The organism is Thermomonas sp. (genome assembly GCF_047606765.1).
GTDB lineage: Bacteria > Pseudomonadota > Gammaproteobacteria > Xanthomonadales > Xanthomonadaceae > Thermomonas.
The window spans coordinates 1-15,017 of sequence record NZ_JASGED010000076.1 but is presented as its reverse complement, the minus strand read 5'-3'; the positions used below and the strand labels follow the sequence as shown (position 1 = coordinate 15,017).

Below are 15,017 nucleotides of genomic sequence, written 5' to 3'. Positions count from 1 at the left end.
GGCACTCTCCAGCAGCGGAAGGATCGTCTCGAACTGCTCGCGGCTGATGTCACTGGGATAGGGATGTCTCATCCCTATAGCATCAGGGATGAGAAAGACTTTGAACAGGCTCTTAGAACCCGCGGGCGGGTTTCGTTCCCGCCTGCCCGAATTGCGCGACGCCATGAACCTTGCATGGCGCGTGCTGGTGCTGTGGCTGGCGGTGATCGCGCTGTTCGTGGTGGCGGGGTGGGTGGGGTAGGATGCAGACGAAACGAAGCGGTTTTGCGAGGGTCAGATGAATCTGGACAGGATTACGCAACAAGCAACCGTGATGGGTGGCAAGGCGTGTATTCGTGGCCTGCGGGTCACCGTGAGCATGCTGGTTGGTCAGATCGCGGCGGGCGTGACTATCGACGACCTCCTTGCCGAATACCCGTACCTTGAACGTGAAGACATCGTGCAGGCATTGCGTTACGCCGCATGGCGTGCCGAGGAGCGCGAAATCCAGCTTGCAGCAGCGTGAAACTGCTGATTGACATGAATCTGTCGCCGCGCTGGGTCGAGTTCCTGGCGTCGGAAGGCATCGCCGCCGTGCATTGGTCGCAAGTGGGCGACCCGAAGGCACCGGATGAAACGATCATGCGCCATGCGGCACAGGCGGGCTTCATCGTTTTCACCAATGATCTGGATTTCAGCGCGATCCTTGCCGCTACACATGGCGGCAAGCCCAGCGTGGCGCAACTTCGCGCGGACGATGTGCGCCCGGCAACCGTTGGGCGCTATGTAGTGCAGGCGCTGAAATTGCTTGTGGCGGAACTGGAGGCCGGTGCGTTGATCAGCATCGAGCCGGAACGCACGCGCGTCAGGTTGTTGCCATTGTAGGTTTGGAGCATCGGGAATCCACGATACGGGATTTCCCATAATCGAAACGACAGGCAATCGAGTTGCGGCGTTTCAGGTGCCGCCCAGTGCCTTGTAGGCATCAAGAACTCGCCGTAGCGCGGCCTTTTGCGATGCCGTGATTTTCTTGTCGTTGTGGTATTGCTGGCCGACGAACCGGATCGTCGCATCCTTCGACGCGATGACCGCTTCAATCATCCGCAGGTCTTCTGCCGTTGGGTTGGCGTCATACCACTCCCAGATGTGGCTGTCGTGGTCGCGCTCGAAGTCGAGGCCGTTCTTTTCAAAGCGCTGGCCATCCGCCACGACGATGATCGAGCGGATGAACAGCCAATCATCGGAGTAATACTGGATGCGCAAGCGCAGCCAGGGATTCGATTCTGCCTTCTTGCCGATATAGAGGTAGAAGCCGTTCTGGTTGTTGTAGGCCGGTGAACTCTTGTCCCTGTACCAATCGACACCTTCGATCTTGTCGGTTTTCTTGCTCAGGCTTTGCAGCGCCGCTGCTGCATGCTTGTCTGCTTCCGCGCGTTGTGCCGCTTGCAGTGCTTCCAGCTTTGCAGAAGCTTGCTGTGCGAGTGCGTCGATTTGCGCATCGTGCAACTCGCCGTAGCGCGCGGCTTGTTGTTGCGCTGCCTGGAAGTCCTGCTTTTCCATCAATGCCTGGATGTCCCGCAGGATGCCATCGCGGTTGCCGTCGAGTTCCGTACGCAATGCGGCCAGCGCGGCTTCCTGTTGTTGCGCACTGGTGTGTTGTGTTTGCGCACGCGTGGTTGGGTCGGGGCTTTTGCCGGAGACGAGCCAGAACAACAGCAGGAGCCAGCCGAAGCCGAGTGTCCGCGCCAAGGTCGAATGGCCTTTGCGCAACAGGAACCAGACGAAGATGTAAGGCAGGAACAGAATGCCGATGAAGAGCAGGATGCCGACTTTCCTTGTCGGCTGTTCAAGTGCGGCGCTCATCGCTTCTCCAATCGGGCGGCTGTTCTTGTGAGGTAGTAGTCAACACTAAATGTTGGATACAACAAATCGAAACCTAACACCAGGCCAAGGCAAAGACAACCATATCTGTCGGCTTGCGGGACAACAGATATGGCAGGGTCAAAGAAGTCGGGAGTACTGGCTCGACGCTTGGGTGCCAACATTGCCGAGCGGCGCAAGTTGCGTGGTTGGACACAGGCCGCGCTGGCCGAAAGGCTGGACGTGGATGCAGAAACAATTTCGCGCTTCGAGCGCGGAGCCACGTTGCCTTCCCTGCTGACACTGGAAAGAATCAGCGCTTGCCTGCGCGTGCGCGTTGGCGAATTGCTGACTGAAAGCTCTGCCCAGCCGGACGCACAGGCCACCATCCTCAGTGCATGGCTGGCCGATCTGGATGAACGCGACCGTGATTTCGTGCTGGAGTTGGTGAAGAGCGCCTGCGATCACCTGCGCAGGGCGTAAGGCACGCTAGGCCAGTGATGCCGCAATCCGCGCGATGGACTGGAACAACAGCAGCGGATCGTCCTTCGAGGGTATGAATCCGCGCCGCTCCCAGAATGCGGCTGCTTCCGTGTCCACGGCATGCACGACGAGCGCGCGTCCGCCAATCAGCCCAGCGGCCTGCACGCAGCGGTCAAGTGCGTGTTTCAGCAACCCGGTGCCAATGCCTTGCCCGGCCCATTGCCGGTCGGTGGCAAGTTGACCCAGTAGCAGGCAGGGCACGGGGTCTGGTGGCTGTCCGGAGCGGAGCGCGCGCGGCAACACATCGGGCAGGACTGCCGTGGGTGCAAGGCCGTAATAGCCGGCCACGCGCCGCGCTTCATGCACCACCGTCACCGCAGTGAATCCCTTTTCGTGATTCGACAGGGCGCGATGCTGCAACCAGTGGTCGAGTGCGGGTTTGCCGCAGGAAAAGCCGGACACATCGTGTGCGGCAGTAATGAACTCCGGGGCGGACAGCGCCAAGGCTCAACGCCCCGGCTTGCGCGCGGGTTTGCGTTCCCATGGCGCGGGGCGTTGCGCCACTTCCACCATGGCAGGCACCGGCGCAGCGGGTGCATCCAGTTCGGCCAGAAAATGCGCGAAGCCCTTGGCGCTCATGCGGACGATGCGGTGATCCATCAGCACGTCCTCCGCCGCACGCACTGCAGCTTCGCGCACGAAGTCGGTACGGGAACGCCCGCGCAGACTGGCAGCGCGGTCGATGACGGCGATGTCGGCATCGGGAAGACGCATCGAAAGCGGGTGCTCCTTGCGTCGGGTGACTGTGCTCATGGCGTTTGCGGAAGGTGGTTGTTTCAAGGAGTGTAGTGCAATTCACGCTACATTGTGCGCGCGGTTCGCCTAAGCCGCATCCCCTCGCAATTCCCGCACCTTCGCTTCCAGCATTTCCGCCGTGCTGTTAAACGGCATCGGTTCACCGGCCACGACTTCGATATGCGCACGCAGGCGGCGTGGCACGCGCATCTGCCCCAGCCGGGAATCGCGTTTGCTCCACATGCTGCCCCACATGTTCTTCAGCGCCATCGGTACCACCGGCACCTGCTGCCCGCGTGCGGCGGCGCGTTGCAGGATCTTCTCCACACCGGATTTGAACGGGGCGATGTCGCCGTCCTTGGTCAGCGCGCCCTCGGGGAAGATGCAGACCAGTTCGCCTTCGGCCAATGCGGCATCCACGGCATCGAATGCACGTTGCATGATCTCCGGGTTTTCGCGTGCCCCGGCAATCGGGATTGCCTTCGCCGTCTTGAAGATCCAGCGCATCACCGGAATGTTGAAGATTTTGTAATACATCACGAAGCGCGCCGGGCGCGGGATGCAGGCGGACAGGATCAGCGCATCCATGTAACTGACGTGGTTGCAGACCAGCAGCGCCGCGCCTTCATCCGGCACATGCTTTTCGATGCCGTGCAGGCGCAGTCGGTACAGCGTGCGCACCAGCAGCCAGCTGAGGAAGCGCATCAGGAATTCGGGGACGATGGTGAAAATCCAGATCGCCACCAGTGTGTTGGCGATGGCAAGCGCCAGGAACACCTGCGGGATCGTCCAGCCTAGGTAGCGCTGAAGCGCGATGCCGATCAGCGCAGCCGCCACGATGAACATCGCATTCTGGATGTTCATGCCGGCAATCACGCGCGCCAGTTCATGCTTGGGTGAGCGGCTCTGGATCAGCGCGAAAAGTGGCACCACGAAGAAGCCAGTGAACAGGCCGATGCCGGTCAAGTCCAGCATGATTCGCCAGCTTCCAGGTGCCTGCACGAACTGCATCACCGACAGATTGTTCGCCAGCGCCTGACCGGGCCGCGCGAAATACAGGTCAAGCAAAAAGGCGCTGACGCCGAATGCACCCAGCGGCACCAGGCCGATTTCCACCACGCGCCCGGACAGCCGCTCGCACCAGATCGAGCCGACACCAACACCGATGGAGAACAGCGCCAGCGCGAAGATGTACAGCGCCTGCGCACCGCCGAGATTGTGGATGGCATACATCGGCAGCTGCGCGGTCAACACCGTGCCGATGAACCAGAACCAGCTCACACCAAGGATCGCGTTGCGCACCGCCAGTTGCTTGCGGGTGAGTTGCCAGATGTGCCACGACTCGCGCGCGATGTTCCAGCTCACTTTCAGTTCGGGTTCGCCGGCATCTATCTCTGGAATGCGTCGCGCCACTGCGTTGCCGGCAATGGCCAGCAGGATGATGGTGACGGCCGCCACATGCGGGCCGCGTTCGCCGGCCAACTGGAAGATCAGGCCACCGAAAATCATCCCGACAAGGATGGCGATGGACGTGCCCATTTCGACAAGACCGTTGCCGCCGGTCAGTTCTTCCGGCTTCAACACGGAGGGCAGGATCGAATACTTCACCGGCCCGAACAGCGTGGATTGCAGGCCAGTCCCGAACAGCGCCACCAGCAGGATCGGCATGCTCTGCAATACGAATCCGATCGCCGCCAGCGACATGACCGCGATTTCCATCGTCGTGGTGATGACGATGAGCTTCTGCTTCTCCAGCTTTTCCGCGATCTGCCCGGCGGTGGCGGAGAACAGGAAGTAGGGAATGATGAAGATCGCCGGTGCAAGCTGGGTGTAAAGCGCCTGCGTGTCCTGCGACAGCGTGCCGGCCAGCGCCATCGCGCCGATCAGCCCGATGATCGCCTGCCGATACACGTTGTCGTTGAACGCGCCCAGCGCCTGCACCACGAAATAGGGCAGGAAGCGGCGCTGCCTGAGCAGCTCGAATTGCGAATGGGCCATGCGTGTCTCCGGCTGGTCAGGCGGAGGATAACGGACGTGGTGAGGGCGGCGCTTGTGCAGCCGCGTAGCCGCATCCAGAATCCATCCTGGATCGACTGACACGCCGGTGTCGAAGGATTGCGCATGCGTCGCTGCAACGGATCAACCCTGTTTCGGCCGTGGACCTGGATGCTGGCGTTGTGCCTGCTGCTGGGTGCTTTCCAGCAGGCCTTCGCACTGGATGCGCCGCGTCTTCGTGCGCAACTGGAGCAACTGCGCGACGCCGCGCACGCGCCGGGCGCGACTGCTGCGGTGATGGTGCGGGGGCAACTGGTTTATTCCGGCGGGATTGGGCTTGCCGATGTCGAGAACGCGGTGCCGATGGATGGCGGTACCGTCCACAACATCGGCTCGGTCTCGAAAGTGGTTGCCGTGATTGCCGTGATGCAACTGGTCGAGCAGGGGAAGATCGACCTGGATGCGGACATCCAGACCTATGCGCCATGGTTCCCGCGCAAGCAGGCTCCCATCACGGTGCGCCAGATCCTGACCCACACATCCGGCATTCGCCACTACCGGGATGGTGAATTCGGCGAAGGCGAGGTGCTGCGTTTCCAGCAGTTCGACAGCATCGAAGCGGCAACGCGCCGCTGGCGGGACGAGCCCTTGCTGTTCGCGCCGGGCACGCACTGGAGCTATTCCTCGTTTGCCACCAATCTGTTGCAGGCCGCGATTGAACAGGCCAGCGGGCAAGCCATGGAAACCTATCTGCGCCAGCACGTCTGGCAACCGGCAGGGATGCGGGCCACGCATCTGGACGTGCCAGCCCGGATCATCCCGCGCCGGGCGCGCGGCTACGAGTGGGATGCCGCAACGGCCACCTTGCGCAATGCGGTGCAGGAAAACGTCAGCTACAAGTACGTCGGTGGCGGCATCCTGTCCAGTGACGAGGACATGGTGCGAATGGTGCATGCGCTCAACACCGGCAAGCTGCTGGGTGACGCCGCCATTGCCGAGATGTATCGCCCGCAATTGGATGCTGCCGTGATGCCGTGGCCGGAAGACACGGGCGAGAAGGTGCCCACGCAGGGATTGATCTGGCGCGTGCAACAGGACGCCGCAGGCCGTACCTACATGGCACACGGCGGCAGCGTGAAGGGCACGCTTTCCTATCTCGTCAACTATCCGCAGCAGGATGTGGTGGTCGCCCTGCATGTGAATGCATGGGGCGGCAAGGCTGATCTGCGCGCCGTGGCGGAGGCGCTGGCAGCCGAGGTGTTGCCTCAGCGATAACGCGGCTTTGGCTCATGCACGGCATTGCGCGAGCGCATGCGCAGGCGCGGGCGTAGCCAGTCGGCGAACTCGGCTTCGCTGAGCGAGCCTTCGGCCAGTGACAGCATCTGCACGTACATCTCATCGAGACCTGCATCGAGATGTGCGTCGTTCAGTGTCAGGAACACGAAGTAGCAGACGTGTGCAGTGCGCTGGTTGCCATCCACGAAGGGATGGTTGTTCGCAAGGCCATAGGCGAGGCTGGCAGCAAGATCGGCTAGATCTGGTGGTGGATCGCCATAGGCGAACAACTGCTGCGGGCGTGCAAGCGCGGATAGCAGCAAGGCTTCGTCGCGCACGCCTTCGCCGCCGCCATGTTCGGACAACTGGCGTTCGTGGATGGACAGCGCAAGATCGCGTGTGATCCAGATGATCATCGCGCGGCCTTATTGCGCCAGCTTGCGCAGCAGTTCCCGATGATCGCGCATGATGCGCTCCGCCACCTCCATCTGCGCGGCGAATTCCGGGTCATAGGTGGTCAGGCGGATGCCGTCCGGCGTTTCCAGCGCGTACAACTCGTCGCCCTTGTCCAGGCGCAGGCGGGCCAACAGTTCCTTGGGCAGGATGACGCCGGCGGAATTGCCGACGGTGGTGATCTTCAGCTTCATGGGGGTGCTCCGCCGTGGTTATAACTGATGTTATACGGCGATGTGCGCGGATGCAATGCCTTGGCTCCGCATCTACGACTTTACGGCGATGCGTTGTTGCGCTCGCGTTCTATCGCGCGCCAGCCGATATCGGAACGATGAAATTCGTTCGCCCATGAAATCGCATCGACACCGGCATGTGCATTGCGCTGCGCATCGGATACGGATTCGCCCAGCGCAGTCACGCACAGCACGCGACCACCGGCACTGACCACGTTGCCGTCTGCATCCAGCGTGGTGCCGGCGTGGAAAACCTTGGCGTTCGCCGGCACGGCATCCAGACCTTCGATCACGTCACCCGTAATGGGTGATTCCGGATATGGCCTAGCCGCCATCACCACACCCAGCGACGGGCGCGGATCCCATTGCGCCTGAACTTCGTGCAACTTGCCGTCGGTGGCGGCTTCGATCAGATCGAGCAGATCGGACTGCAGGCGCAGCATCACCGGCTGCGTTTCCGGATCGCCGAAGCGCACGTTGAACTCGATGACTTTCGGCGCGCCGCTGGCATCGATCATCAGCCCGGCGTAGAGAAAGCCGGTGAACGGCACGCCGTCTTCGATCATGCCCTGCACGGTGGGGTTGACGACTTCACGCATGACGCGCGCATGCACCTCGGGCGTGACCACGGGTGCGGGCGAATACGCGCCCATGCCGCCGGTGTTGGGCCCGGTGTCGCCATCAAAGACGCGCTTGTGATCCTGCGATGTCGCCATCGGCAGCGCGGTGTTGCCATCGACCATCGAGATGAAGCTGGCTTCCTCGCCGTCGAGGAACTCCTCGATCACCACGCGCGCGCCGGCATCGCCAAAGGCATTGCCGGCCAGCATGTCGCGCACGGCGGCTTCGGCCTCAGGCAATGTCATCGCCACGATCACGCCCTTGCCGGCAGCCAGGCCATCGGCCTTGATGACGATGGGTGCGCCTTTCTCCTGCACGTAGGCAAGTGCTGCATCAACATCGGTATGCACCGCATAGAACGCGGTGGGGATGCCGTGGCGGGCAAGGAAATCCTTGGCGAAGGCCTTGCTGCCTTCCAACTGCGCGGCAGCAGCAACCGGGCCGAAGATGCGCAGGCCGGCGGCGCGGAAGCGATCCACCACGCCCAGCACCAGCGGCACTTCCGGGCCGACCACGGTCAGCGCCACGCCTTCGTCCCGTGCCAGCTTCAGCAGGCCGTCGAGGTCGGTGACTTTCACCGCGACGTTGCGGCATTTCGCTTCGGCGGCGGTGCCGGCATTGCCGGGCGCGACGATCACCTCGGACACGCGCGGCGACTGCGCCAGCTTCCACGCAAGCGCGTGCTCGCGACCGCCGGAACCGATGACGAGAAGTTTCATGGTGCCCCCCCTTGCTGTCTTCCGGCGAAAGCCGGAATCCAGCTCTTGGACGAATGAAAAGCTGGATTCCGGCTTTCGCCGGAATGACAGCAAGAAGAATCAATGCCTGAAGTGCCGCACGCCGGTAAACACCATGGCGATGCCGTGTTCGTCCGCCGCCGCGATTACTTCCGCATCGCGCATGGAACCGCCGGGCTGGATCACGGCCTTGATGCCGGCCTGCGCGGCGGCGTCGATGCCGTCGCGGAACGGGAAGAAGGCATCACTCGCCATCACCGAACCTTCCACCTGCAAGCCCGCGTCCTGTGCCTTGATGCCGGCGATGCGCGCCGAATACACGCGGCTCATCTGGCCTGCGCCAACGCCAATCGTGCGGCTGTCCTTCGCATAGACAATCGCGTTGGACTTCACGAACTTGGCGACCTTCCATGCAAACAGCAAGTCGCCAAACTGCGCTTCGGTCGGGGCCAGTTTGGTGACGACTTTCAGCTCATCGCGCGTCACCACGCGGTCATCAGCGGTCTGCATCAGCAGTCCGGAGCCAACGCGCTTGGTGTCGATGAAGCCTTGCGACGGCGGCGCAAGCGGGATGCGAAGCACGCGCACATTGGCCTTCTTCGTGGCATAGGCCAGCGCCGCTTCGTCGTAATCGGGCGCGATCAGCACTTCCACGAACTGGCGGTCGAGGATGGTCTTGCAGGTCGCAGCGTCCAGCTTCGTGTTGAAGGCGATGATGCCGCCGAAGGCCGATGTCGGGTCGGTGGCATAAGCGGCCTCGTAGGCATCGCCGCAGCCTGTGCCTACCGCCACGCCGCAGGGGTTGGCGTGCTTGACGATCACGCAGGCAGGCAGGTCGAACTGGCGCACGCATTCCCACGCCGCATCGCTGTCTGCGATGTTGTTGTAGCTCAGTTCCTTGCCCTGCAACTGCGTGAACGTTGCCAGCGAACCTGGCGCAGGCTGCAGGTCACGGTAGAACGCGGCCTGCTGGTGCGGGTTCTCGCCGTAGCGCAGATCCATCACCTTGGCGAAGGTGCCATTGGCCTGCGCGGGGAACAGTGCCTGCGTGCCATCCTCGGCTTTTGTGGAAAGTCCGCACATGGATGTGCGGGCTTCTGTGGAGGGATCCACGTATGAGGACAGGTGATTGCTGATGCAGGCGTCGTAATGCGCAACATCGTTGAACGCGGCCACCGCCAGTTGCCAGCGGGTCTTTGCCGACAGCGCGCCGGCATTGGCCTTCATCTCGTCGATGAGGGCGGCGTATTGCGCGGGATGGGTGGCAACGGCAACGCGTGCGAAGTTCTTGGCCGCGCTGCGCAGCATCGCCGGGCCGCCGATGTCGATGTTCTCGATGATGTCGGCAAAGCGGCTGTCCGGATTCGCCGCCACCTTCGCGAATGGGTACAGGTTCAGCACCAGCAGGTCGATGGCGCCAATGCCGTGCTGCGCCATCACTGCATCGTCCACGCCGGCGCGGCCCAGCAGGCCACCATGCACGAGCGGGTGCAGCGTCTTGACGCGGCCATCCATCATTTCCGGGAAGCCGGTGACATCGCTCACGTCCTTCACCGCAAGGCCGGCATCACGCAGGGCCTTGGCAGTGCCGCCGGTGGAGAGCAGTTCCACGCCATGCGCGGCAAGCGCGTTGGCAAGTTCGATCAGGCCGGTCTTGTCGGACACGGACAGCAGGGCGCGGCGGATGGTCACCGGCGCGCCGGAAAGGAAGTCGGCGGACATGTGGGGGCGCGAAGCGATGGGGAAGCGCGAATTATAAACGTGTTGCTGCGCTGGCCTGTGGTGCGCTTGCCGCTGCCGGGCATTCGCTTCGCGGCTCGAAATGCCGCTGCGCGAACGCCCGCCATCTGCAACCGTGTGCTGGATCAGGACGACAGTCCGTAGTCCTTCAACTTCTTGCGCAAGGTGGCGCGATGGATGCCCAGCATCGCCGCGGCGCGGCTCTGGTTGCCATCGCAATGCTTCAGTACTTCCGCGAACAGCGGGATTTCCAGCTCGCGCAGGGCGGTGTTGTAGAGGTCATCGGTCTCGCAGCCGTCGAGGTCGCGCAGGTAGCGGCGCACGGAGGTGGCGACGTGGTCACGCAATGGCGCGCGATTGGCGTCCTGACGGTCGGCGGAAACGTTCAAGCGATGGCCCTTGGATGCTGGCCGCATCGGAACGGGTGACGATGCGGGGGAGCGAGTCTAGCGCGATGGATGCGCGGATGCGCGCACGTTGCCGCATTCATCCGAAAAAACATCTAGGCGCGTTCGGTCGGACGTGCTCAATCAAACCTGCTCAATCAAACCGGAAGTCGAAGGCGACCACGTTCGGCGCGGGCTCGGCGATGTCGAAGGCCAGTTGTGCGGATTGGCCGGGTGCGAGTTCGCCGGCCCGTGGCGTTTCGCCGAGGTAGTCGGCGGGCAGGAAACGGCGTGCGCCCAGCGTGCGGCTGTCGGCATCGGACAGGGTCAGCACCAGCGCCGGCCACGGCTGCGGCCAGCGTGCATCGTTGCGGAAGCTGGCCTGCACGCGCAGCACGCCGGGCCGATCCGGCACCGCGATCACGTCACGCGCGAGCATCGAGAACGCAGCAGGCTGACGCCACGGCGGCAGTTTGCAGCCAACCAGCGCGCAGGCCGATGCAACCACAGGTCGAAAGCGCGCATCGGCAGCAAGCCGCTCACGCTCGCCGAAGAACAGTTGCACGGCCAGCAGCAGGAGCAGTGCCACCAGCACGATCCACTCGCCGCGTCGGCGGCGTGGCGTGGCGGGTGCATCGACGCGCGCGAAGCTGGGCGTGCGGCTCATGCGGCCACCGCGTTGCGCACGCCTTCGATGCGCATCCAGTCGTCTTCGCGTTCAACACGCAGGTCATCGAACCACGGTGCGTAGCGTTGCAGCAGTTCGTCTTCTTGCCCGGCCAGAATGCCGGACATGGCGATGCGTCCGCCGCATGCGGTGCGTGCGGCCAGCGTTTCCGCAAGCGCGTCCAGTGCGGAAGCAAGGATGTTGGCGACCACGACCGGATAGGTTGCCGCGGGTTCGTCCGCCGGCAGGAAGGTATCGATGGCAACGCCATTGCGCTGTGCATTGTCGGCGGTGGCGATGATCGCCTGCGGGTCGTTGTCCACGCCCACCGCGCGCGCAGCGCCAAGCTTCAATGCCGCCAGCGCAAGGATGCCGCTGCCGCAGCCGAAGTCGAGCACGGTCTTGCCCTGCAACTCGCCGCAGGCGGACAAACCGTCCAGCCAGCGCAGGCACAGCGCAGTGGTGGGGTGCGTGCCGGAGCCGAAGGCGAGGCCGGGGTCAAGCCGGACGATGGCGGCATCGTCCGCCTGTGCATCATCCGGCAGCTCGTGGTTCCATGGCACGATCCAGGTGCGCGCGCCGAAGCGCATCGGCTGGAAGGTGTCCAGCCACGCGCGTTCCCAATCCTGATCCGCGATGGATTCAAAGCGCACCTTGCTCCAGTCCAGCCCCGGATCGAACGCCTCCAGCGCGGCCAGCAGCAGCAATGCATCGGTGTCCGCAGGGAACAGTGCGGTCAGCGTCATCTCGTCCCACAGCGGCAGTTCGCCAACGCCGGGCTCGAAGATCGCTTGCTCGTCGGCGGCATCCAGATGCGCGTCCTGCAGGCTGACCGCAAGCGCGCCCACATCGTCCAGCGCGCGCTCGTAGCGCGGCTGATCGGATTCGCTGCTGGGAAGGGTGAGTTGCAGGTAGGGCATGTGGCTGCCGGCATGGAACCGGTGCCCATGGTCGCCGCGCGCGCGCGCGGCGACAAGCCCACGGGTGCGATCAGCCGCCCAGGATGCCCTTCAGCAGGCCCTTCACCGAAGGCTTCTTCTGCTGTTGCTGCTGCGGTTTGCCCTCGCCATTTTCCTGTTGCTGCATGCCGCCGAAATCCAGACCGAGCATGGCGGTGGCGGTGGATTTGGCGCGCAGGCGCACGCTCCATTCCGGGTCCCACGGCTGCTTGGGGTCGGCGGGCTTGGGCGGATAGGTGATCCAGCTTTCCGGCCCGTAGGCGGTCATCTGCAACATGCCCGGCATGGCTTGCTGCTGGCCCTGCACATTCGATTTGCCGGCGAAGATGCCCTTGGGGATGGTGCAGCTGGTGGCGGTGGCAGGCAGCAATACCTTCTGCTTCAGCCATTTTTCGATGTAGCTGCTGCCGAGGTAGGCGTGCAGGTCCTCGCGCGCGCCGGGCACCTCGGCGCTGCTCCACATCGTGATGGCGTACGAGTTCTCGCCCAGCACCTGCATGTGCATGCCGGTGATGTGGTAGCCACGGGCGCGTTCGACCGAAGGCCAGCTCAGGCCGATCGCGTCGGTCAGCTCGCCCTGGGTGCGCAGCGCGAGTTTGGGCATGAAGTCGGCGGCCTGTTCGATCTGGAACTGCATCGAAGCCGGGATGCCGTCGCCGGTGATCTTGTGGCCGCCGGCCAGCCGCGCGCCGGTCGGTACCTGCTTGCCGGACTTGCGGTTGGGCCAGTACACCCAGCCCGGCATGAGGTCGATGTCGCGGTCGATCGCGCGGATTTCCTTCGAGATGCTGCCGGTGGCCTGAAAGTCGATGCCCTGCATGCTGCCCATTGGGTTGTTCGGGTCGATGGTCTTGCCGCCGCCCTTGAGCTTGAAGGTGGCGACCTTGGGCTGGCCCGGCCGCACGCTGGCACCGCAGCCCCAGTATTCGGTGATCCTGACTTCGACATCGGGCACCTTGCCCGGCGGCGTGCCGCCTTCGGTGGGCTTGCTGGGCTCGATCGGGATCAGGCTCAGCGACTTGCCCAGGTTCAAACCGGAAGGGATCAAGTCCTGTGCCTCGACACCGGGCTTCAGCGTGTTGTGCAGGGCGATGTCCAGGTATTGCCCGGTCATGCCGCCCACGCGCGCATTGGGGTAGGTGGGCTTGGCGGTGTCGGCCCCGCCCATCCGGCGGGCCATCCCGCCGAGCATGCCACCCATCATCCCGCCCATGTCCGGCATCCCGGCCATGTTGTGGGTCAGTGCGTCGATGTACAGGTTGGTCGGCGGGGTCTTGGCTTTTTGCTGGCTGGCGGCGGGCAGCGCCACCAGCGTGGCGGCGAGGGCGAGGAACAGGGTGTGGCGGCGACGCATGGCGGGGCTCCGGGTTTTTGGGGCGTTCCCACTGTCAAGCGGAAAATCGCCCCAAAAACGGACATGCCCATCAAAGGATGGACAGCGCCTTTTCCTTGCGCTCGGCCAGCCGCTTTTCCAGGTAGTGGATGTTCTGCCCGCCCTGCGCGAAGCCGCCGTCGGCGAGGATGCGCTGTTGCAGCGGCACATTGGTCTTGATGCCGTCCACCACCATTTCCGACAGCGCCACCCGCATGCGGGCGATGGCCTGTTCGCGGGTTGCGCCGTGGACGATCAGCTTGCCGATCATCGAATCGTAGTTCGGCGGCACACGATAGCCTTCATAGACGTGCGAATCCACCCGCACGCCGGGGCCGCCCGGTGAATGGAAATGCGTCACCAGACCGGGCGAGGGCAGGAAGGTTTCCGGGTCTTCCGCATTGATGCGGCATTCGATGGCGTGGCCTTTCAGCACCACGTCGCTTTGCTTGATCGACAGCTTGTGGCCGGAGGCGATCAGCAACTGCTCGCGCACCAGATCGATGCCGGTGACCAGTTCCGTCACCGGATGTTCCACCTGGATGCGGGTGTTCATCTCGATGAAGTAGAAGCGCCCGTTTTCGTACAGAAACTCGAAGGTGCCCGCGCCGCGATAGCCGATGCGGATGCAGGCTTCCACGCAGACCTTGCCGATTTCCGTGCGCTGTTCGTCGGTGATGCCGGGTGCGGGCGCTTCCTCCACCACCTTCTGGTGGCGGCGCTGCATCGAGCAGTCGCGCTCGCCCAGGTGGATGGCATTGCCCTGTCCATCGGCCAGCACCTGGATTTCCACATGGCGCGGGTTTTCCAGGAACTTCTCCATATAGACCATGTCGTTGCCGAACGCGGCCTTGGCTTCCTGCTTGGTGGTGGCGATGGCGTTGGTCAGCGCGGCTTCGGTATGCACCACGCGCATGCCGCGCCCGCCGCCGCCGCCGGCAGCCTTGACGATCACCGGATAGCCGATTTCCGCCGCGATCTTCACGTTGGCAACGGCATCGTCGCCCAGCGGGCCACCGCTGCCGGGCACGCAGGGCACGCCTGCGGCCTTCATCGCGCGGATCGCCTCCACCTTGTCGCCCATCAGGCGGATGGTGTCGGCCTTCGGCCCGATGAAGACGAAGCCGCTCTGCTCCACGCGCTCGGCGAAGTCGGCGTTTTCCGACAGGAAGCCGTAGCCGGGGTGGATGGCCTGCGCGTCCGTCACCTCGGCGGCGGCGATGATCGCCGGCATGTTGAGATAGCTTTCCGATGACGGTGCCGGGCCGATGCAGACGGATTCATCCGCCATCGCCACGTGCTTGAGGTTGCGGTCCACGGTGGAATGCACCGCGACCGTGCGGATGCCGAGCGCGGCGCAGGCGCGCAGGATGCGCAGCGCGATTTCGCCACGATTGGCGATGACGACCTTGTCGAGCATGGCCGTCGCCTCAGCCGATGACAAACAGAGGCTGGTCGAACT

Annotated in this window: 17 protein-coding genes; 4 read left to right on the top strand and 13 right to left on the bottom strand. The window is 63.7% G+C overall.

Annotated elements, in window-relative coordinates; all coding sequences use genetic code 11:
- Positions 1 to 277: 277 nt before the first annotated feature.
- Together QM612_RS07440 and QM612_RS07435 are read left to right on the top strand one after the other, a co-directional pair.
- Positions 278 to 505, top strand: a complete 228-nt coding sequence (locus QM612_RS07440; protein WP_415253264.1) for a DUF433 domain-containing protein — start codon at positions 278 to 280, stop codon at positions 503 to 505.
- Positions 502 to 864, top strand: coding sequence for a DUF5615 family PIN-like protein (locus tag QM612_RS07435; protein ID WP_415253263.1), 363 nt, complete (start codon positions 502 to 504; stop codon positions 862 to 864). The genes QM612_RS07440 and QM612_RS07435 overlap by 4 nt, the downstream gene beginning before the upstream one ends.
- Positions 865 to 936: 72 nt before the next feature.
- Here QM612_RS07435 and QM612_RS07430 read toward each other — a convergent pair whose 3' ends face one another.
- Positions 937 to 1,842 carry a hypothetical protein gene (locus QM612_RS07430; RefSeq protein ID WP_415253262.1) on the bottom strand — a complete coding sequence of 302 codons (906 nt, stop codon included), beginning with the start codon at positions 1,840 to 1,842 and terminating at the stop codon, positions 937 to 939.
- A gap of 168 nt (positions 1,843 to 2,010) precedes the next feature.
- On the opposite strand from QM612_RS07430, the gene QM612_RS07425 reads away from it, so the two are divergent.
- On the top strand, positions 2,011 to 2,322 hold the full coding sequence (locus tag QM612_RS07425; RefSeq protein WP_415253261.1) for a helix-turn-helix domain-containing protein: 312 nt from the start codon (positions 2,011 to 2,013) through the stop codon (positions 2,320 to 2,322).
- 6 nt (positions 2,323 to 2,328) lie between these two features.
- On the opposite strand, the gene QM612_RS07420 is transcribed toward QM612_RS07425, so the two are convergent.
- From QM612_RS07420 to QM612_RS07410, 3 genes are all read right to left on the bottom strand, one after another.
- Positions 2,329 to 2,826, bottom strand: coding sequence for a GNAT family N-acetyltransferase (locus QM612_RS07420; RefSeq protein ID WP_415253260.1), 498 nt, complete (start codon positions 2,824 to 2,826; stop codon positions 2,329 to 2,331).
- A 3-nt stretch (positions 2,827 to 2,829) separates the two neighbouring features.
- Positions 2,830 to 3,135 carry a DUF1778 domain-containing protein gene (locus QM612_RS07415; protein ID WP_415253259.1) on the bottom strand — a complete coding sequence of 102 codons (306 nt, stop codon included), beginning with the start codon at positions 3,133 to 3,135 and terminating at the stop codon, positions 2,830 to 2,832.
- A 69-nt stretch (positions 3,136 to 3,204) separates the two neighbouring features.
- Positions 3,205 to 5,115 carry an MFS transporter gene (locus QM612_RS07410; protein WP_415253258.1) on the bottom strand — a complete coding sequence of 637 codons (1,911 nt, stop codon included), beginning with the start codon at positions 5,113 to 5,115 and terminating at the stop codon, positions 3,205 to 3,207.
- A gap of 123 nt (positions 5,116 to 5,238) precedes the next feature.
- Between QM612_RS07410 and QM612_RS07405 the strand changes: the two genes are divergently transcribed.
- Positions 5,239 to 6,387 (top strand): serine hydrolase domain-containing protein, encoded by a 1,149-nt coding sequence (locus tag QM612_RS07405; RefSeq protein ID WP_415253257.1) that lies wholly within the window; start codon positions 5,239 to 5,241, stop codon positions 6,385 to 6,387.
- On the opposite strand, the gene QM612_RS07400 is transcribed toward QM612_RS07405, so the two are convergent.
- From QM612_RS07400 to accC, 9 genes are all read right to left on the bottom strand, one after another.
- Entirely contained in the window at positions 6,378 to 6,803 is a 426-nt protein-coding gene (locus QM612_RS07400) for a type II toxin-antitoxin system death-on-curing family toxin (RefSeq protein WP_415253256.1), read from the bottom strand. The two genes, QM612_RS07405 and QM612_RS07400, sit on opposite strands and share 10 nt — an antisense overlap.
- Positions 6,804 to 6,812: 9 nt before the next feature.
- Complete coding sequence (locus tag QM612_RS07395; RefSeq protein WP_415253255.1) at positions 6,813 to 7,034, bottom strand: AbrB/MazE/SpoVT family DNA-binding domain-containing protein; 222 nt, start codon at positions 7,032 to 7,034, stop codon at positions 6,813 to 6,815.
- Between the two features lie 80 nt (positions 7,035 to 7,114).
- The gene (gene purD / locus QM612_RS07390; protein WP_415253254.1) at positions 7,115 to 8,413 is read right to left on the bottom strand and encodes a phosphoribosylamine--glycine ligase; all 1,299 of its coding nucleotides are present in this window, start codon (positions 8,411 to 8,413) and stop codon (positions 7,115 to 7,117) included.
- Positions 8,414 to 8,512: 99 nt separating this feature from the next.
- Entirely contained in the window at positions 8,513 to 10,153 is a 1,641-nt protein-coding gene (gene purH / locus QM612_RS07385) for a bifunctional phosphoribosylaminoimidazolecarboxamide formyltransferase/IMP cyclohydrolase (protein ID WP_415253253.1), read from the bottom strand.
- 143 nt (positions 10,154 to 10,296) lie between these two features.
- Positions 10,297 to 10,560, bottom strand: a complete 264-nt coding sequence (gene fis / locus QM612_RS07380) for a DNA-binding transcriptional regulator Fis (protein ID WP_415253252.1) — start codon at positions 10,558 to 10,560, stop codon at positions 10,297 to 10,299.
- Between the two features lie 151 nt (positions 10,561 to 10,711).
- Entirely contained in the window at positions 10,712 to 11,224 is a 513-nt protein-coding gene (locus QM612_RS07375; RefSeq protein WP_415253251.1) for a DUF3426 domain-containing protein, read from the bottom strand.
- Positions 11,221 to 12,144: a 50S ribosomal protein L11 methyltransferase gene (prmA, locus tag QM612_RS07370; protein WP_415253250.1), complete on the bottom strand. Its 924-nt coding sequence runs from the start codon at positions 12,142 to 12,144 to the stop codon at positions 11,221 to 11,223. Before prmA ends, QM612_RS07375 begins: the two co-directional genes overlap by 4 nt.
- Positions 12,145 to 12,214: 70 nt before the next feature.
- Positions 12,215 to 13,537, bottom strand: coding sequence for a hypothetical protein (locus tag QM612_RS07365; protein ID WP_415253249.1), 1,323 nt, complete (start codon positions 13,535 to 13,537; stop codon positions 12,215 to 12,217).
- Positions 13,538 to 13,607: 70 nt separating this feature from the next.
- Complete coding sequence (accC, locus tag QM612_RS07360; RefSeq protein WP_415253248.1) at positions 13,608 to 14,975, bottom strand: acetyl-CoA carboxylase biotin carboxylase subunit; 1,368 nt, start codon at positions 14,973 to 14,975, stop codon at positions 13,608 to 13,610.
- Between the last annotated feature and the right edge of the window lie 42 nt (positions 14,976 to 15,017).